The organism is Burkholderia sp. WP42, assembly GCF_000745665.1.
In the GTDB taxonomy this organism is placed as follows: Bacteria; Pseudomonadota; Gammaproteobacteria; order Burkholderiales; family Burkholderiaceae; genus Burkholderia; species Burkholderia vietnamiensis.
In genome coordinates this window covers 103,118-121,751 of record NZ_JQJT01000025.1, presented here as the reverse complement: position 1 = coordinate 121,751, position 18,634 = coordinate 103,118, and the positions used below count along the sequence as shown (strand labels likewise).

Annotated in this window: 19 protein-coding genes and 1 tRNA gene; 9 read left to right on the top strand and 11 right to left on the bottom strand. The window is 66.5% G+C overall.

Translation table 11 applies throughout. The features are described from left to right. Positions 1-230 precede the first annotated feature (230 nt). The 4 genes from secA (at position 231) to EX20_RS17230 (ending at position 5,752) form a co-directional block, all read left to right on the top strand. Entirely contained in the window at positions 231-3,023 is a 2,793-nt protein-coding gene (gene secA, locus EX20_RS17245) for a preprotein translocase subunit SecA (protein ID WP_014722396.1), read from the top strand. 143 nt (positions 3,024-3,166) lie between these two features. Then, positions 3,167-4,408: a bifunctional glutamate N-acetyltransferase/amino-acid acetyltransferase ArgJ gene (gene argJ / locus EX20_RS17240; RefSeq protein ID WP_034194186.1), complete on the top strand. Its 1,242-nt coding sequence runs from the start codon at positions 3,167-3,169 to the stop codon at positions 4,406-4,408. Positions 4,409-4,427: 19 nt separating this feature from the next. Next, on the top strand, positions 4,428-5,297 hold the full coding sequence (locus EX20_RS17235; RefSeq protein WP_034194185.1) for an ATP-binding protein: 870 nt from the start codon (positions 4,428-4,430) through the stop codon (positions 5,295-5,297). After that, the gene (locus EX20_RS17230) at positions 5,294-5,752 is read left to right on the top strand and encodes an NUDIX domain-containing protein (protein WP_011883188.1); all 459 of its coding nucleotides are present in this window, start codon (positions 5,294-5,296) and stop codon (positions 5,750-5,752) included. The genes EX20_RS17235 and EX20_RS17230 overlap by 4 nt, the downstream gene beginning before the upstream one ends. 65 nt (positions 5,753-5,817) lie before the next feature. Here the strand turns inward: EX20_RS17230 and EX20_RS17225 are convergent, their stop codons facing one another. From EX20_RS17225 to EX20_RS17185, 9 genes are all read right to left on the bottom strand, one after another. Continuing rightward, complete coding sequence (locus EX20_RS17225; RefSeq protein WP_011883189.1) at positions 5,818-6,018, bottom strand: DNA gyrase inhibitor YacG; 201 nt, start codon at positions 6,016-6,018, stop codon at positions 5,818-5,820. Between the two features lie 28 nt (positions 6,019-6,046). Then, complete coding sequence (zapD, locus tag EX20_RS17220; protein WP_011883190.1) at positions 6,047-6,802, bottom strand: cell division protein ZapD; 756 nt, start codon at positions 6,800-6,802, stop codon at positions 6,047-6,049. 109 nt (positions 6,803-6,911) lie between these two features. After that, a complete protein-coding gene (coaE, locus tag EX20_RS17215) occupies positions 6,912-7,520 on the bottom strand; it encodes a dephospho-CoA kinase (RefSeq protein ID WP_034194193.1) in 609 nt (202 codons plus the stop codon). Between the two features lie 90 nt (positions 7,521-7,610). Then, a complete protein-coding gene (locus tag EX20_RS17210; protein WP_034194184.1) occupies positions 7,611-8,522 on the bottom strand; it encodes a prepilin peptidase in 912 nt (303 codons plus the stop codon). Positions 8,523-8,561: 39 nt separating this feature from the next. Beyond that, on the bottom strand, positions 8,562-9,776 hold the full coding sequence (locus tag EX20_RS17205; protein ID WP_034194183.1) for a type II secretion system F family protein: 1,215 nt from the start codon (positions 9,774-9,776) through the stop codon (positions 8,562-8,564). Continuing rightward, positions 9,773-11,050: a GspE/PulE family protein gene (locus tag EX20_RS17200; RefSeq protein WP_034194182.1), complete on the bottom strand. Its 1,278-nt coding sequence runs from the start codon at positions 11,048-11,050 to the stop codon at positions 9,773-9,775. The genes EX20_RS17205 and EX20_RS17200 overlap by 4 nt, the downstream gene beginning before the upstream one ends. A gap of 82 nt (positions 11,051-11,132) precedes the next feature. Beyond that, positions 11,133-12,419: an HlyC/CorC family transporter gene (locus EX20_RS17195; protein WP_175464258.1), complete on the bottom strand. Its 1,287-nt coding sequence runs from the start codon at positions 12,417-12,419 to the stop codon at positions 11,133-11,135. Between the two features lie 144 nt (positions 12,420-12,563). Next, positions 12,564-12,640, bottom strand: a tRNA-Pro gene (locus EX20_RS17190). A gap of 151 nt (positions 12,641-12,791) precedes the next feature. Next, positions 12,792-13,787, bottom strand: coding sequence for a polyprenyl synthetase family protein (locus EX20_RS17185; RefSeq protein ID WP_034194180.1), 996 nt, complete (start codon positions 13,785-13,787; stop codon positions 12,792-12,794). Between EX20_RS17185 and EX20_RS33175 the strand changes: the two genes are divergently transcribed. The 5 genes from EX20_RS33175 to proB all read left to right on the top strand — a co-directional run bounded on the left by EX20_RS33175 (position 13,786) and on the right by proB (position 17,103). After that, complete coding sequence (locus EX20_RS33175; RefSeq protein WP_257786154.1) at positions 13,786-13,917, top strand: hypothetical protein; 132 nt, start codon at positions 13,786-13,788, stop codon at positions 13,915-13,917. The genes EX20_RS17185 and EX20_RS33175 overlap by 2 nt on opposite strands. 80 nt (positions 13,918-13,997) lie before the next feature. Continuing rightward, positions 13,998-14,309: a 50S ribosomal protein L21 gene (rplU, locus tag EX20_RS17180; protein WP_006025184.1), complete on the top strand. Its 312-nt coding sequence runs from the start codon at positions 13,998-14,000 to the stop codon at positions 14,307-14,309. Between the two features lie 24 nt (positions 14,310-14,333). Next, positions 14,334-14,597, top strand: a complete 264-nt coding sequence (gene rpmA / locus EX20_RS17175; protein ID WP_006476999.1) for a 50S ribosomal protein L27 — start codon at positions 14,334-14,336, stop codon at positions 14,595-14,597. A 185-nt stretch (positions 14,598-14,782) separates the two neighbouring features. Beyond that, on the top strand, positions 14,783-15,895 hold the full coding sequence (gene cgtA / locus EX20_RS17170; RefSeq protein WP_011883198.1) for an Obg family GTPase CgtA: 1,113 nt from the start codon (positions 14,783-14,785) through the stop codon (positions 15,893-15,895). Between the two features lie 89 nt (positions 15,896-15,984). After that, positions 15,985-17,103 carry a glutamate 5-kinase gene (gene proB / locus EX20_RS17165; RefSeq protein ID WP_014722406.1) on the top strand — a complete coding sequence of 373 codons (1,119 nt, stop codon included), beginning with the start codon at positions 15,985-15,987 and terminating at the stop codon, positions 17,101-17,103. A 102-nt stretch (positions 17,104-17,205) separates the two neighbouring features. Here the strand turns inward: proB and EX20_RS17160 are convergent, their stop codons facing one another. Together EX20_RS17160 and EX20_RS17155 are read right to left on the bottom strand one after the other, a co-directional pair. Continuing rightward, positions 17,206-17,814: a CNP1-like family protein gene (locus EX20_RS17160; protein ID WP_011883200.1), complete on the bottom strand. Its 609-nt coding sequence runs from the start codon at positions 17,812-17,814 to the stop codon at positions 17,206-17,208. A gap of 13 nt (positions 17,815-17,827) precedes the next feature. Beyond that, entirely contained in the window at positions 17,828-18,475 is a 648-nt protein-coding gene (locus tag EX20_RS17155) for an RNA pyrophosphohydrolase (RefSeq protein ID WP_011883201.1), read from the bottom strand. Positions 18,476-18,634 lie beyond the last annotated feature (159 nt).

The window sequence follows — 18,634 nt, the reverse complement described above, 5'->3', positions numbered from 1 at the left end:
GCCGATTGTACCCGCGCCGGCGCACGCACGGGCGGCTTTCGGCCGCGCGCGGCGGCTCGCCGGAACCGTTGCCGCGCGCGGCGCGCGTGCCGCGCCGACACCGGCGCGTGCTTTCCCGCGTGCTAAAATTCCTCGTTTGATTCCACTAATTCGCTAAGCCGCCGAGGCTCGGGCGTCGAGGGCGCGCAACGCGTGCCGGGCGCCGGTGCTGCGACGCAGGATCCGATCCGATGACAACCGGTTTTCTCCAGAAAATTTTTGGCAGCCGCAACCAACGGCTCGTCAAGCAATACCAAAAGACCGTCGCGGCGATCAATGCGCTCGAACCGCAGATCGAAAAGCTGACGGACGACCAGTTGCGCGGCAAGACGGACGAGTTCCGTCAGCGGATCGCGGCCGGCGAGTCGCTCGACAAGCTGCTGCCCGAGGCGTTCGCGGTGTGCCGCGAGGCGAGCCGCCGCGTGCTCAAGATGCGCCACTTCGACGTGCAGCTGATCGGCGGCATGGTGCTCCACTACGGCAAGATCGCCGAAATGCGCACTGGCGAAGGCAAGACGCTCGTCGCGACGCTGCCGGTGTACCTGAACGCGCTGGCAGGCCGCGGCGTGCACGTGGTGACCGTCAACGATTACCTCGCGCAGCGCGACGCCGAATGGATGGCGCGCCTCTACAACTTCCTCGGTCTGTCGGTCGGCATCAACCTGTCCGGCATGGAGCACGACCAGAAGCAGCAGGCCTACGCGGCCGACATCACGTACGGCACGAACAACGAGTTCGGCTTCGACTACCTGCGCGACAACATGGTCTACGAGACCGATGCGCGCGTGCAGCGGGCGCTGAACTTTGCCGTCGTCGACGAAGTCGACTCGATCCTGATCGACGAGGCGCGTACCCCGCTGATCATCTCGGGCCAGGCGGAAGACCACACCGAACTGTACGTGCGGATGAACGCGCTGCCGCCGCTGCTCGAACGCCAGATCGGCGAGGAGAAGGCCGACGGCACGGGCGTCGAGAAGCCGGGCGACTACACGCTCGACGAGAAGTCGCGCCAGGTGTTCCTGACCGAATCGGGTCACGAGAAGGCCGAGCGCCTGCTCGCCGAGTGGGGCCTGATCGGTGAAGGCGAGAGCCTGTACGCGCCGCAGAACATCACGCTGATGCACCACGTGTACGCGGCGCTGCGCGCCCACACGCTGTTCCACAAGGATCAGCATTACGTCGTGCAGAACGGCGAAGTGGTGATCGTCGACGAATTCACCGGCCGCCTGATGGCCGGCCGCCGCTGGTCCGACGGCCTGCACCAGGCGGTCGAGGCGAAGGAGCACGTGAAGATCCAGAGCGAGAACCAGACGCTCGCGTCGATCACGTTCCAGAACTACTTCCGGATGTACGCGAAGCTCGCGGGCATGACCGGCACCGCCGACACCGAAGCATACGAATTCAACGAGATCTACGGCCTCGAGACGGTCGTGATCCCGACCAACCGTCCGCCGAAGCGGATCGACAAGCAGGACCAGATCTACAAGACGGCCAAGGAGCGTTACGACGCGGTGATCCGCGACATTCGCGAATGCTACGAGCGCGGCCAGCCGGTGCTGGTCGGCACGACGTCGATCGAGAATTCGGAGTTGCTGTCGCACCTGCTGACGCAGGCCGGGCTGCCGCATGAAGTGCTGAACGCGAAGCAGCACGAGCGCGAAGCGGCGATCGTCGCCGAAGCCGGCCGTCCGAAGCGCATCACGATCGCGACCAACATGGCCGGCCGCGGCACCGACATCGTGCTCGGCGGGAACGCCGAGAAGCAGGCGGCGTTCCTCGAGGCCGACGATTCGATCCCGCCGGACGAAAAGGCGCGCCGCATCAAGCAGCTGCACGACGAGTGGGAAACGCTGCACGAGCAGGTGAAGGCCGCGGGCGGCCTGCACATCATCGGCACCGAGCGCCACGAATCGCGCCGGATCGACAACCAGCTGCGCGGCCGTGCGGGCCGCCAGGGCGATCCGGGCTCGTCGCGCTTCTACCTGTCGCTCGACGATCCGCTGCTGCGCATCTTCGCGGGCGACCGCGTGCGCTCGATCATGGATCGCCTGAAGATGCCGGAAGGCGAGGCGATCGAGGCCGGCATCGTCACGCGCTCGATCGAATCCGCGCAGCGCAAGGTCGAAGCGCGCAACTTCGACATCCGCAAGCAGCTGCTCGAATACGACGACGTGTCGAACGACCAGCGCAAGGTGATCTATCAGCAGCGCAACGAATTGCTCGAAGCGCACGACATCACCGAAACCATTTCGGCGATGCGTCATGGCGTGATCACCGAAGTCGTGCACCAGTTCGTGCCGGCAGGCAGCATCGAGGAACAGTGGGACGTGCCGGAGCTCGAGGAAGTGCTGCGCAACGACTGGCAGCTCGATCTCGCGATCCAGGAAATGGTGAACGAGTCGTCGTCGATCACGGCCGAGGAGATTCTCGAGGCCGTGACGAGCGCCGCGGACGAGCAGTACGAAGCGAAGGTCGCGATGGTCGGCCGCGAGTCGTTCAGCGCGTTCGAGCGTTCGGTCATGCTGCAGACGGTCGACCGCCTGTGGCGCGAGCATCTGGCCGCGCTCGATCACCTGCGCCAGGGCATCCATCTGCGCGGCTATGCGCAGAAGAACCCGAAGCAGGAATACAAGCGCGAAGCGTTCGAGCTGTTCGCCGCGATGCTCGACGCGATCAAGCAGGAAGTCACGCGCATCGTGATGAACGTGCAGATCCAGTCGCCGGAGCAGCTCGAGGAAGCCGCCGAGCAGATCGAGGAGCAGGGCGGCCATCTCGAGAACGTCGAGTTCCAGCACGCCGACTACGCCGAATCGGGCGCGCCGGTGGCGAACGTCGCGGTTGCGGCGGCCGCCACGGCCGACATGGTCGGCAGCGCGATGACCCACGGCGGCGCCGGCGGCGAGATGCCGAAGGTCGGCCGCAACGACCCGTGCCCGTGCGGCAGCGGCAAGAAGTACAAGCAATGTCACGGGAAGCTGTCATGATCGGCGGCGGCGCGCATGCGCGTGCCGCATCGTTCGCAGCTTCGAGTCAGTGATGTGAGTTGCGGCGGCCCGTTCCCGCGGCCGCCGGTTCTTCCAATCGATGCCGGCGCGTGCCGGCATTTTCCATCCGGCAGGTGTGCCCCATGGCAGTCAATTTTCCGTCGATCGATCCCGCCCAATTGCATCCCGTCGCCGGCGTCACGCTCGGCTGGGCGGAAGCGAACATCCGCAAGCCGAATCGCAAGGACGTGCTGGTCATTTCCGTCGACGAAGGCGCGACGGTTGCCGGCGTATTCACCGAGAACCGCTTCTGCGCCGCGCCGGTGATCGTGTGCCGCGAGCATCTGGCGAAGGTTCGTGCGGGCGGCGCGGGCATCCGCGCGCTGGTCGTGAATACCGGCAATGCGAACGCGGGCACCGGCGAGCCGGGCCTCGCGAACACCCGCGAAACCTGCGCGGAGCTCGCGCGCCTCGCGGGCCTCGACGCCGCGCAGGTGCTGCCGTTCTCGACCGGCGTGATTCTCGAGCCGCTGCCGATCGACCGCCTGAAGGCAGGGCTGCCGGCCGCGCTCGCGAACCGCAACGCGGCGAACTGGTACGACGCCGCGCAGGCGATCATGACGACCGACACGCTGCCGAAGGCCGCGTCGCGTCAGGTGACGATCGACGGCCACACGGTCACGCTGACCGGCATCAGCAAGGGCGCCGGGATGATCAAGCCGAACATGGCGACGATGCTCGGCTTCCTCGCTTTCGACGCGAACGTCGCACAGCCGGTGCTCGACACGCTCGTGAAGGAAGTCGCCGACCGTTCGTTCAACTGCATCACGATCGACGGCGATACGTCGACGAATGACTCGTTCATCCTGATCGCGTCGGGCAAGAGCGCGCTGCCCGCGATCACGTCGACCGATACGCCGGCCTATGCGGCGCTGCGGGACGCGGTCACGCAGGTCGCGCAGCAGCTGTCGCAGCTGATCGTGCGCGACGGCGAAGGTGCGACGAAATTCATGACCGTGCAGGTCGAGGGCGGCAAGAGCGTCTCCGAGTGCCGCCAGATCGCCTACGCGATCGGCCATTCGCCGCTGGTGAAGACGGCCTTCTATGCGTCCGACCCCAATCTGGGCCGGATCCTGGCTGCGATCGGCTATGCGGGCGTCGCCGATCTCGACGTCGGCAAGATCGACCTCTATCTCGACGACGTGCTGGTCGCCAAGGCCGGCGGCCGCAACCCGGCCTACCAGGAAGAAGACGGTCAGCGCGTGATGAAGCAGAGCGAAATCACGATCCGCGTGCTGCTTGGCCGCGGCGATGCGCAGGCGACGGTGTGGACGTGCGATTTGTCGCACGACTACGTGAGCATCAACGCGGACTACCGCTCCTGATCGCGGGCGCTCGAACGACATGGACAAGCTCGAACAGTTTCTGACGCGTGCGGAAGCGCTGCTCGGCCGCCTCGAGGGGCTACTGCCGCCCGCGCCGGCGGACGTCGACTGGAATGCGGCCACCGCGTTCCGCTGGCGCAAGCGCCAGGGGCGCGGCTATCTGCAGCCGGTGCCGGCGGCGTCGACGATCACGCTCGACGATCTTCACAACATCGACCGGCAAAAAGGGCTGATCGAGCAAAATACGCGTCAGTTCGTGCAGCGCAAGCCGGCCAACAACGTGCTGCTGACCGGCGCGCGCGGCACCGGCAAGTCGTCGCTGATCAAGGCGTGCCTGAACGCGTACGCGAACGACGGGCTACGCCTGATCGAAGTAGACAAGGACGATCTGCACGATCTCGGCGACATCGTCGAGCTGATCTCGCAGCGCCCGGAGCGCTTCATCGTGTTCTGCGACGACTTGTCGTTCGAGGACGGCGAATCGGGGTACAAGGCGCTGAAGGTCGCGCTCGACGGCTCGATCGCCGCGCAGTCGGACAACGTGCTGATCTACGCGACTTCCAACCGCCGCCATCTGCTGCCCGAGTACATGAGCGACAACGAGTCGTACAAGCACCTGCCGGACGGCGAGATCCACCCGGGCGAAGTGGTCGAGGAGAAGATCTCGCTTTCTGAGCGCTTCGGCCTGTGGGTCAGCTTCTACCCGTTCAAGCAGGACGACTACCTCGACATCGTCGCGCACTGGCTGCGCCATTTCGGTTGCGCGGACACCGAGATCGACACGGCGCGCGGCGACGCGCTCGTGTGGGCGCTCGAGCGCGGTTCGCGTTCGGGGCGCGTCGCGTGGCAGTTCGCGCGCGACTGGTCGGGCCGCAAGGAGCGAGCATGAGCACGGCGCATGCAACGGACGCCGGGCGCGCGCCCGACGGCCGCAAGGTGACGGAAGTCGCGGTCGGCGTGATGGTGCAGTCCGACGGGACGCCCGGCGGCTGCCGCTATCTGCTCGCGCAGCGGCTGCAGGGCAAGCCCTATGAAGGCTACTGGGAGTTCCCGGGCGGCAAGCTCGAGGCCGGCGAGAGCGTCGAGGAGGCGCTCGCGCGCGAGCTGCACGAGGAGCTCGGCATCGTCGTCACGGCGAGCGAGCGCTGGCACACGCTCGAGCACGATTATCCGCATGCGTACGTGCGGCTCTATTTCTGCAAGGTGACGGGCTGGACGGGCGAGCTGCACGGCAAGGAAGGGCAGGCGTTCGCGTGGCAGCCGCTGCCGGTCGACGTCGCGCCGCTGTTGCCCGCCGCGCTGCCGGTGCTCGAATTGCTTGAGAAGGAAGCGGCGTCGCAATGACGCCGTCGCGGCCCGCCGACTGAAAAGGCGGGCCATATCGGCCGGGGTTGGCCGGCCGTTCGGAGTCAGACGTCGCGGCGCGTGTCGCCGCCGTCTTCCTCGGACGATGGACCTTCGTCGGACGAACCACCGATCCGATACTTTTCCGCAGCCCATGCGCCGAGGTCGAGCTGCTTGCAGCGGGCCGAACAGAACGGTCGGAACTTGTTTTCGTGTGTCCAGCGCACTTCGGCGCCGCACGACGGGCATTTCACAACGGTAACCATACGAAAGCGTAAAACCGGCACGCGGCCGTTACAGGTTGCAGAGTGTCAGATGGAACGGTACGTCGATGTCGACTGCGCGCGGACGCACATCGCCGTCCTGCATGGTGAATCGCACCCACAGCATGTATTTGTTGGCGCTCGCTTCGGGGATCACGTGCAGCTCCGGCGGCACGCGCACCTGCATCAGCTGATAGGTGCGCCCGGACAGCATTTGCTGATAGCTGCCCTGCATCGCCATCACCTTCGACGCCTGGCCCGATTCGCGTGCGAGCCGCAGCACGATCGCCGCGGCGTCGCGCAGCGGCAGCAGCGGCGCCACCCATTTCGCGATGTCCTGGCGCCGCTGTTCGGCCGGCCATTGTTGCCACGCGTAGTACGACGGCAGGTCGAACTTGCAGGTGCCGCCCGGAATGACCGCGCGGCTGCGGATGCTCGCGAGCCACTCGTTGTCGACCAGATGCTGCCCCGTCTTGCCCTGCATCTGCGCAAGATTGGCGAGCGTCTGCTCGATTTCGCCGAGCACGGCTTCGAGCGCATTCTGTTCGATGCCCGGATTGCCGCGGAACGGCGCGAGCGTCTGGCGCTGACGTTCGAGCTCCTTCATCAGATCCGATTTCAGGTCCGCGCGGCCGGTGACCTCGGCGATCTCGAACAGCGTCGTCAACGCGACGTGATGTTCGCGCGGGTCCTCCTGAGCCAAAAAGAACGCGAAGCGCTCGAACAGGTCCTCGAGGCGCAGCAGCGTGCGGATTCGCTCGTTGAACGGATACTCGTAAAGAATCAAGCGCGCTCGCCTCTCGGGTAGGGATAGAAACAATGCAGGACATTCTAATGCCCCCTCTCTACCCTAGCAACGCGCCAATTTCGTGCACCATCGCGCGCGAGCGCCGCGTTCAGTGTTTTGCAGCCGCGAATGCGAGGTAGCGTTGGTGCAATGCATCGACCTGTGCGGCCAGCGCGTCGGGCGTCGTCGCGTCGTTGACGATCACGTCGTCGGCAGCGGCCAGGCGCGCTTCGCGCGTCGCTTGTCGCGCGATGATCGCCTCGACCTGCTCGCGCGTGAAGCCATTGCGCTGCATCACGCGCGCGATCTGGGTGTCGACCGGGCAGTCGACGACGAGCACGCGATCGCAGCGCGCCTTCCAATTGCGCGACTCGACCAGCAGCGGCACGACGAAAATCACGTACGGGCCCTGCGCGTCGCGGGCCTCGCGTTCCGTCTCCGCGCGAATCAGCGGATGGGTGATCGCTTCGAGCCGCCTGCGCGCGTCTTCGTCGCTGAAGATGAGTGCGCGCATCCGTGCGCGGTCGAGCGAGCCGTCGGCCGCGACGAACGCGGGCCCGAACGTCTGCTCGATCGCCGGCATCGCGAGACCGGCCGGCGCGGTGATGCGGTGCGCGATCAGGTCGGTATCGACCAGCGATGCGCCGCGTGCGGCGAACAGGTCGGCGACGGTCGTCTTGCCGCTGCCGATCCCGCCGGTGAGTCCTATTGCATACATACGAGCCTCCGCCGCGCCGCCGCGATCGAGCGCGACGGCTGCGTGCGACGTAGCGAACGCGAACGAGGCGGACACGGGCGTCGCACCATGTCAGCCGCCGAGCGCCGAATAGAAAGGGGTACCGAAAAACAGCGTCGCGACGCCGCCGGCCGCGAGGAACGGACCGAACGGAATCGGCTCCTCGAAGCGCATGCGGCCGCGCCACGTCGCGACCAGCCCGACGATCGCGCCGGTCACCGCGGCGAACAGCACGACCTGCGGCAGCGCGGCCCAGCCCATCCATGCACCGAGCGCCGCGAGCAGCTTCAGATCGCCGAAGCCGATGCCTTCGATGCCGCGCAGCCATCTGAACAGCCAGTAGATCGACCACAGGAACAGGTATCCGGACATCGCGCCGATCACGGCCGACTGCAGCGACGTGAACATGCCCGCGAGGTTCAACGCGAGGCCTGCCCACAGCAGCGGCAGCGTCATCGAGTCGGGCAGGTAGCCGGTCCGGATGTCGATCGCGCTCATCGCGAGCAGCGCGGCGCATAGGCCGAACGCGGCGATTGCTGCGCCGGTCGGGCCGAATGCGGCGAGCGAACCGGCGGCGAGCAGGGCGCCGGCGAGTTCGACGAGCGGATAGCGGATGCCGATGGCGTGACCGCACTGACGACAGCGCCCGCGCAACATCACGTAGCTGACGAGCGGGACGTTCTCCCATGCGCGCAATACGTGGCCGCAGTGCGGGCATGCGCTGCGCGGGCGCCACAGATCGTAGCGCGGCGGATAGCCGTCGTCGGGCGCCGCGTCTGCGTTGCCGGTTGCTTCGGCGATTTCGGCGCGCCACGCGCGCTGCATCATCACCGGAACCCGGTGCGCGACGACGTTGATGAAGCTGCCGACGCACAGACCGATCACGACGGCGAACGCATACTGCACCGCGGGCGGCAGCAGCGCCAGCGCGAGCAACGTGCCGGCGGGCGAATCGGGAACGGGGAACATGGGCGCGCGCGTCATCGGGTCAGGGTTCGGTAGGCGACGGAATCGGATGCGATGCTACACCACGTTGCCGAGCTGAAGGATGGGCAGATACATCGCGATCACGAGCGCGCCGACGAGTGCGCCAAGCACGATCACGATCAACGGTTCGCCGAGCGCCGCGAGCGCATCGAGGCGCGCGTCGAGCTGACGCTCGCAGAGCGACGCGATATCGGCCAGCATCGTGTCGAGCGCGCCGGTTTCCTCGGCGACGGCGATGGGCTGCACGACGTCGTCCGGAAAGCACCCGGCCGCGTGCATCGCATCGGCGAGCCGTACGCCGCGCAGCACGCGGGCCGCGATCTGCTCGGTGGCGCGCTCGAACACCGGATGGCCGGACGCGCGTTCGAGCGTCGCGAATGCGTCGGCGAGCGGCACGCCGGCGCCGAGCAGCGTCGCGAGCGAGCGACACCAGCGCGCGGCCGCGAACCGCGCGAGCGCACTGCCGACGACTGGCGCGTTCAACATCCGCTGCGCGACCGTGTAGCGCAGTTGTGGCGAGCGCCGCAACGCGTGGCGCGCAGCGAGCGCCAGCGCGGTCGCAACGGCGACGAACGTGCCGCCCCAGGCCGAGGTCGCGGACGAAACGGCGAGCAGGGCGCGGGTCGGTGCGGGCAAGGCGGCGCCGAAGCCGTCGAAGATCTGCCGGAAGGTCGGGACGACCCACACCATCAACGCCGCCGAGATCGCGAGCGCGAACGCGATGACGGCGACCGGGTACGTGAGGGCGGCGCGTGCCTTGCGCCACTGTGCGTCGGCGCGCTCGCGGTGCTCGGCGACGCGGGTGAGCACGGTGCCGAGCGCGCCTGATGCCTCGCCGACTTCGATCAGCTGCCGATACAGCGTGCCGAACTGCGACGGATAGCGCCCGAGGGCGACGGCCAGACGCTGCCCGCCGACGATCTCGCGCGCGAGACCCGCAGCGATGCGAGGCATCCCGTCACGCGTGCGGGTGCGCGCGAGCATCTCGAGCGACGGTGCGAGCGGCAGCCCGGCTTGCAGCAAGCTCGCGAGCTGACGCGTGAAGCGCGTCACGTCGCGCGTGCCGGCGGCGGGCGGCCGCGCGGCGCCGCGCGCGTCGAGCGCGAGCACCGCGATACCGTCCCGCGCGAGCGCGGCACGCGCGGCGGCCGCGTCGAACGCGATGACGTGGCCGCGGCACGCGCTGCCGTCGCGACGACGGCCGCGCCATGCGAACCGGGTTTCCTGACGGGGCGCGCGCATCGCGGTCATGCGTCCGGCGTCGCGGCAAGCGCTTCCGCGATACTCGTCGTGCCGTCGCGAACGTGCGCGAGCGCCGCGTCGCGCAGGTTGCGCACGCCTTCGGCCGCGGCGCATTGCGCCAGCGCACCGACGCTTGCGCGCGCGACGATGCGCTCCGCCATCTCGGCCGACACCGGCATCGTCTGATGCAGACCGATCCGCCCTCGATAGCCGATGCCGTGGCAGGCGGCACAACCGCGCGCGACGAACGGCCGCCAGCCGGACGCCAGCGCGGCGGCATCGCAACCGGCTTCGCGCAGCACGCTTGCAGGCGCATCGGAACGCACGCGGCACGCGGTGCACAGGCGCCGGACGAGGCGCTGCGCGGTCACGAGGCGCAACGCGGCCGCAAGGTTGTACGGCGCGACGCCGATGTCGAGCAGCCGTGCGACCGCTGCCGGGGCGTCGTTCGTATGCAGGGTCGACAGCACGAGGTGGCCCGTCTGCGCGGCCTTCAGCGCGACGTCGGCCGTCTCCGCATCGCGAATCTCGCCGACCATGATGACGTCCGGATCCTGTCGCAGCAGCGCACGCAGTGCGGTGGCGAAGGTGAGGCCGGCCTTTTCCGCGACGCCGACCTGGTTGATGCCGTCGAGCTGGATCTCGGCCGGATCCTCGACCGTGCAGACGTTGTGCGCGTCCCGATCGAGCATCTGCAGCGCGCAATAGAGCGACAGCGTCTTGCCGCTGCCGGTCGGCCCGGTCACGAGCACGAGGCCGTGCGGCGCACGTATCGCGGCCTCCATCGCCGCGGTCTGACGCGCGTCGAAACCGAGGCGCGCGAGCGTGAGGTCGGGCGGCAGCGTCTCGAGGCGGCGCAGCACGAGCTTCTCGCCGAACAGCGTGGGCAACGAGCTGACCCGGTAGTCGCCGCGCTTGCCGGCGTCGATCGCAATGCGCAGCCGGCCGTCTTGCGGAAGCCGCCGCTCGGCGATGTCCATCCGGGCGAGCACCTTGATCCGCGTGACGACCGCGTCGCGCAGATGAACCGGCGGGCGCAGGTGCTCGTGCAGCACGCCGTCGATGCGCAGTCGGATGCGCCAGCCCGTTTCGAACGGTTCGACGTGGATGTCGGACGCGTCGCGTACGCGCGCGGCATGCAGCGTATCGGTGAGCAGCCGTACCGCGGGGGAGTCGTCGAGCTGCGCGGCATCGAGCGAGCGCGGCGGCGCGGCCGACGACGCGGCGGAGGAGAGCGGCGGCCGCTGCATGTGCAGCGGCGCCGCGGGAGGGGGCGATTGCATGTGAGCCGGCGCTGGGCCGCCTGTTGATCGTGACCGGGAAATGGTCGCGTATCGCGAGCGGCGCCGACAGTCGGCCGTTCGGCTAGCGCACCGCGCGGGCGCGCGTGACGCGCGGCTTGAACAGTTTGACGGTGCGCACGGCCTGATCGTCGCTGCGCATCACCTCGAGCATCACGCCGCCGATTTTCACGCATACGTCGCCTTCCGGAATCTCCTCGAGGATCTCGAGAATCAGCCCGTTGAGCGTCTTCGGCCCGTCGGTCGGCAGTTGCAGATGCAGCCAGCGGTTCAGTTCGCGCAGCGGCATGCTGGCGGCGACGATGCATTCGCCGCTCTCGTTCCAGCCACCCGCGCGTTCGCCGCGCGGCATCGACGTCGTGAATTCGCCGATCAGCTCCTCGATGATGTCCTCGGGCGTCACGAGCCCTTCGAGTTCGCCGTACTCGTTGACGACCAGCGCGGTGCGTTGCCGGCTTTCCTGGAAGTACTGGAGCTGCTGGACGACCGGCGTGCCGGACGGCACGTAGTAAGGCTCTGCGAGCAGCGTGCGCAGCATTTCGCGGTCGAAGTCCTGGTTGTGCAGCGCCGTCAGCGTCTTGCGCACGTGCAGCACGCCGAGCACCTTGTCGATGTCGCCTTCATACACGACGAGACGGTTGTGATAGCAGGTTTCGATCTGATGCAGGACTTCGTCGAACGGCGCGTAGAAGTTCAGCGACTCGATCTGCCGCCGCGGCACCATCACGTCGTCCACCGTGATGTTCTCGAGGTCGAACAGGTTCAGCAGGATGCTGCGGTGCTTGGTCGGCATGAAGCTGCTCGATTCGAGCACGATCGCGCGCAGTTCGTCGGCCGACATGCGCTGGTCGCGGCCGCTCTTCGTGTTGATGCGCAGCGCCCACAGCACGCCGTTGGCGAGCGCGTTGACGAACCACACGACCGGCTTGAACACGCGCATCAACGGCGCGATCACGAGGCTCGCCGGCAGCGCGATGCGCTCGGGAAAGGTCGCGCCGACGATTTTCGGCGCGATTTCCGCGAACACGATGATCAGGAACGCGACGATCCCGGTCGCGATCGACAGCGCGAGGTTGTTACGGCCGAACGTGTGCAGCGCGAGCGACGTCGTGAGCACCGGGATGATCGTGTTGAACAGGTTGTTGCCGATCAGGATCACGCTGAGCAGCAGATCGGTGCGCGTCAGCAGGCCTTGCGTGGTTTTCGCGCCGAGCGCGCCCTGGCTGGCGAGATGCTTCAGCCGATGGCGGTTGAGCGCCATCATCGCGGTCTCGGAAATGGAAAAGAAGCTGGAACAGAGGAGAAGCAGGAAGACGGCGCCGATTTGCGCCCATAAGGGAATTTGGTCCACGCGTCGGAAAGGGCAGTGAAGACAGGGATGGAGGGAATATAGCAGAGGCCGACGGCGGGGATGTGTCGCGCGCGGCGGTACAGCGGTGATACGTGCAGCGGGCAAAAAAAAACCGTGCACACGGTGCACGGTTTTTTCAAATTCTGGTCGGGGTGAGAGGATTCGAACCTCCGGCCTCTACGTCCCGAACGTAGCGCTCTACCAGGCTAAGCTACACCCCGAATTTCTGCTGGTCCGACTTCGCTTTCTTGGTGAAGATCGCTGCGTCGTCTCAAGCAAGAACGTAACTATAACGATGTTTTTTCTAAAAGGGAATACCCTGGCGAAGAAATTTTTTCGGGGCAGGGTAGCGCGTCCCGTGCGCGGCGTGTTTTACGACTGCCGCGACGTCGAGTACGAGCACAGCCCGAGCAGGCTCTCCTTGTAGATGGAGTCGGGAAACGCGGCGATCGCGGCGGCGGCAGCCTGCGCTTCCTGGCGTGCGCATTCGAGCGTATGGTCGAGCGCGCCCGAACGCGTGATCGCCTCGAAGATCGTGTCGAAGCGATCCGTGCCGCCTTGCTCGATCGCCTCGCGCGCAAGCGCCGCTTGCTCGGGCGTGCCGCGTTCGATCAGATAGATGAGCGGCAGCGTCGGCTTGCCTTCGCGCAGATCGTCGCCGGCATTCTTGCCCATCGCTTCGGCGGTGCCCGCATAGTCGAGCCAGTCGTCCATGATCTGGAATGCGGTGCCGATGCGGCGGCCGTATTCGGCCGCGGCGGCTTCGGTCGGCGCGTCGGCGCCCGACAGCACCGCGCCCAACCGGGCCGATGCCTCGAAGAGCTTCGCGGTTTTGTAGCGGATCACCTGCATGTAGCGCGACTCGTCGACGTCCGCGTCGTGCATGTTCAGCAACTGCAGCACTTCGCCTTCCGAGATGATCGTCGTCGCTTCCGACAGAATTTCCATCACGCGCATCTTGCCGACGCCGACCATCATCTCGAACGAGCGCGAGTACAGATAGTCGCCGACCAGCACGCTGGCCGCGTTGCCGAACAGCGCGTTGGCCGTCTGCCGGCCGCGTCGCAGTTCGGATTCGTCGACGACGTCGTCGTGCAGCAGCGTGGCCGTATGGATGAACTCGACGACGGCGGCCAGCACGTGCCGCTGGTGCGAGGTCTCGCCGAGCGCGCCGGCCACGAGCAACAGCAGCGCCGGACGCAGCCGCTTGCCGCCCGCACCGATGATGTACTCGGCGATCTGGTTGATCAGCAGCACGTCGGACGCGAGGCTTTGCCGGATAACGCGATTGACCTGCTCCATGTCGCTGGCGATCGGAGCGAGCAGGTGGGCGGCGCTGAGGGTGGGGGAGGCGGTGGACGACGACATGATGATCGAAATGGGTGATGCGGCGGATTATAAGTCGAATCCGCCATATGCCGGTCTGTCCGACGTGAGCGGCCCGCGATTTTGGCCATCCGGCCAGGGCTTGCGCGCGGCAATCGTGGATCGGCTTTGACTCGGCCGCTAACCCCATGTATAATCACGTGTTTTCCGCGCGTGGTGTGCGGAAAAATTGGATCCAGAGTGAGGTTCTCAATGTACGCGGTCATAAAAACCGGCGGCAAGCAGTACAAGGTTGCCGTTGGCGAAAAACTCAAAGTAGAACAGATACCGGCTGACATTGACGCTGAAATCACGCTCGACCAGGTTCTCGCAGTGGGCGAAGGCGAATCGATTAAGTTCGGTACGCCGCTGGTCAGTGGGGCTTCCGTCAAGGCCACCGTCGTGTCGCACGGTCGTCATGCCAAGGTCACCATCTTCAAGATGCGTCGCCGGAAGCACTACCAAAAGCACGGCGGCCACCGCCAGAACTACACTGAGCTGCGCATCGACGCGATCAACGCGTAAGCGCCTCGGTAAAGGAGCAATCAGATGGCACACAAAAAGGCAGGCGGCTCTTCCCGGAACGGCCGCGACTCCGAGTCGAAACGTCTCGGCGTGAAAGTGTACGGCGGCCAGGCGATCAACGCCGGCGGCATCATCGTGCGTCAGCGCGGTACGCGCATGCACGCTGGCGAGAACGTCGGCATGGGCAAGGATCACACCCTGTTCGCGCTGGTCGACGGTCACGTCAAGTTCGCGACCAAGGGCGCGGACAAGAAGCATCTGGTCATCGTTGTCCCGGCGGCTGCCTAAGTCAAGGCACCACGGGCTTCGTAGCCGAAAGGCCCCGCAGTCTTCGCGGGGCCTTTTTTTATTTGGCCGCCGCGCGCAGGTGCGCGCCGGCGGCTGTCGCGAACGGCGGGCAATCGGCCGAACGGCAGATTGTTCAAGCGTGCCGGCGCGCGGCACAATAGCGGAAATACTGGTCGGAGTGACGAATGAAGTTCATTGACGAAGCACGAATCGAAGTCATCGCCGGCGACGGAGGCGATGGCAGCGCGTCGATGCGCCGCGAGAAGTTCGTTCCGTTCGGCGGGCCGGACGGCGGCGACGGCGGCCGGGGCGGTAACGTCTACGCGATCGCCGACCGCAACATCAACACGCTGATCGACTACCGTTACGCGAAGAAGCACATGGCGCGCAACGGCGAAAACGGTCGCGGCTCCGATTGTTACGGCAAGGGCGGCGACGACATCACGCTGCGCATGCCGGTCGGCACGGTCGTGACCGACATGGACACCGGCGAGCTGATTGCCGACCTGACCGAACACGATCAGCAGGTGATGCTCGCGAAGGGCGGCTCCGGCGGCCTCGGCAACCTGCATTTCAAGTCGAGCACCAACCGGGCGCCGCGCCAGAAGACCGACGGCAAGCCCGGCGAGCGGCGCATGCTGCGGCTCGAACTGAAGGTGCTCGCCGACGTCGGGCTGCTCGGCATGCCGAACGCCGGCAAGTCGACCTTCATTTCATCGGTGTCGAACGCGAAGCCGAAGATCGCCGACTACCCGTTCACCACGCTCGCGCCGAACCTGGGCGTCGTGCGCGTCGGCCCGAGCAAGAGCTTCGTGATCGCCGATATTCCTGGGCTGATCGAAGGCGCGGCCGAAGGCGCGGGCCTCGGCCACCAGTTCCTGCGGCACCTGCAGCGCACCGGCGTGCTGCTGCATCTCGTCGACCTCGCTCCGTTCGACGAAAGCGTCGATCCGGTCGCGGAAGCGAAGGCGATCGTCGGCGAACTGCGCAAGTATGACGAGGCGCTCTACGAAAAGCCGCGCTGGCTCGTGCTGAACAAGCTCGACATGGTGCCGGAAGACGAGCGCGACGCGCGCGTTGCCGACTTCCTCGAGCGTTTCGGCTGGGACGGCCCGGTGTTCCAGATTTCGGCCCTGACCGGCCAGGGCTGCGAGGCCCTGTGCTATGCGATCTACGATTACCTTGCCGAGCATTCGGACGCGCATCGCGCGGCGGAAGAGGAAGATCTGGCCGCGGACGTGCGCTTCCGCGATGCGCCGCCGAGCGACGGCGGCGCAACCTCAGGCGGCGATGCCTGAGCGAGCGCGTCACGCACCGGGCGCTGCGCCCGGTGCCGGAAATTCATCGCGCCCGGCCGGGGCATGCATCAGACAGGAGACAGCGCACGATGCGTTCGATCATCGCGGATTCGAAGCGATTGGTGGTGAAGGTGGGTTCAAGCCTCGTGACCAACGACGGCAAGGGCCTCGATCATGCGGCAATCGGCCGCTGGGCGGCGCAGATCGCTGCGCTGCGCGCGCAGGGCAAGGAAGTGGTGCTGGTCAGCTCGGGCGCGATCGCCGAGGGGATGCAGCGTCTCGGCTGGAACAAGCGTCCGCGCGAAATCGACGAATTGCAGGCCGCCGCGGCGGTCGGGCAGATGGGGCTCGCGCAAGTCTACGAAAGCCGCTTCACCGAGCATCGCATTCGCACCGCGCAGATCCTGCTCACGCATGCCGACCTGGCCGATCGCGAGCGCTATCTGAACGCGCGCTCGACGTTGCTCACGCTGCTGCGCCTCGGCGTCGTGCCGATCATCAACGAGAACGACACGGTGGTCACCGACGAAATCAAGTTCGGCGACAACGACACGCTCGGCGCGCTCGTCGCGAACCTGATCGAAGGCGATGCACTGATCATCCTGACCGACCAGACGGGGTTGTTCACCGCCGATCCGCGCAAGGATCCGAACGCAACGCTCGTCGCGGAAGCGAGCGCGGGCGCGCCGGAGCTCGAGTCGATGGCGGGCGGCGCGGGGTCGAGCCTCGGCCGCGGCGGGATGCTGACGAAGATCCTCGCAGCGAAGCGCGCCGCGCACAGTGGCGCGAACACCGTGATCGCGAGCGGTCGCGAGGCCGACGTGCTGGTGCGGCTGGCCGCGGGTGAGGCGATCGGCACGCAACTGATCGCACGGACCGCGCGGATGGCCGCGCGCAAGCAATGGATGGCCGATCATCTGCAGGTGCGCGGGCACGTCGTGATCGATGCGGGCGCAGTCGAGAAGCTGAGGGACGGCGGCAAGAGCCTGCTGCCGATCGGCGTGATCGACGTGCAGGGCGCGTTTGCGCGCGGCGAGGTGATCGCGTGCGTCGGCCCGGACGGGCGTGAAGTGGCGCGCGGCCTCACGAACTACAGCAGCGCGGAAACGAAGCTGATTCACCGCAAGCCGAGCGGCGAGATCGAGACGGTGCTCGGCTACATGCTCGAACCCGAGCTGATTCACCGCGACAACCTCGTGCTGGTCTGATCGTCCGGCGCACGACCGGCCGCAGCCGTGCATGAAAAAGCCCGCGCGGACGCGGGCTTCTGTACGACGCCGCAAGCCGCCTGAGCGGCCCGTGTCCTGCGCTCAGCGCAACTGGCTCATCGCAGTGCGGTGGAACTTGATGTTCTCGAGGATCTGGCGGGTCGTGCCCTGCGGCATCTTGTTCGCGCAGAAATAATCCTGGTACAGCGCCGAGTGGTACGAGTTCAGCTCGCCGTTCTCGATGCGGCGCCAGTCGTTCTCGACCGTGCGGTCCCAGCCGTCGTGATCCGAATTCAGCCCCGCATACTGACGCCATTCGTAGGTGTCGCAACGGATGCCTTCGTAGTTCACGTTACGCGCGCCGGCCGGACTCGTGATGACCACCGCATAGCGCACGACGCCGTCGGTGCCGACCGCGAGCGACTTGGCATCGACGAAGAACTTCAGCGGCGTGTTCTGCGACACGTTGAACGGCAGCAGATCGGCGGCTTGCGGAAGCGGCGGCAGCGTGTCGACCGCGTTTTCCTTCCATTCGCCCTGACGGTCCAGCAGATACACGAACGCGCTGTCGTCCTTGTTGGTCGGCGCGTTCGAGTGGGCGCAGCCGGCCAGCGCGGCCGCCGCGACGATCGACGCGAGCGCGAGAGCAATCGCTTTCAATATGCATTCCTCGTAAAAAAAGGGCGCGACACCAAGGTCGCGCCCGGTCATGCAGTCCAACTCGTCATTTGCCGATGATCACGCGGGGCGGCATCTCGTCGAGCGTGCGCGCCTCCACTTCGATCTCGGAACAGACCACCGATGTGTCGACAATCGTCAGCGTCTGCTGGGCCGGCGCGCCGCCGATGCGCGGATAGCGCAAGGGGCGCGGCCCGCGCGGCTTTTCGGCTCGCTGCGCCGGGCGGCGCAGGAAGCGCGACAACTCCGTCAGCGCCAACTGATAGACATCCCGCTTGAACTCGATCACCGCATCGAGCGGCACCCAGTACTCGTTCCAGCGCCATGCATCGAACTCCGGGTGATCGGTCGCGCGCAAGCAAATATCGCAATCGCGTCCGACCATCCGCAGCAGGAACCAGATCTGCTTCTGGCCGCGGTAATGGCCGCGTACTTCGCGTTTGATGAACTTGTCAGGCACCTCGTAACGCAACCAGTCGCGGGTGCGGCCGATTATCTTGACGTGTTCCGGATGCAGGCCCGTCTCCTCGTGCAGTTCCCGGTACATCGCCTGCATGGGGGTCTCGCCGTACTTGATCCCACCTTGAGGAAACTGCCAGGAATGCTCGCGGAGCCGCTTGCCCCAAAACACCTCGTTGCGCGCGTTCAAGAGGATGATGCCGACGTTCGGGCGAAAGCCTTCACGATCCAGCATACAACCACCTTCGAATCCTTTAAAATTGCTTTGATTATAAACAGATAACGGGCGCTGCGCACCGTGACGGAGCGAATCCGCGCGGGGTTTGCCGGCCGAAGTGTCCCTGATTTGTCTGCTAAGTCGTCTGCGCCACCGTCGTTCGCCGCGCGCAGCTTT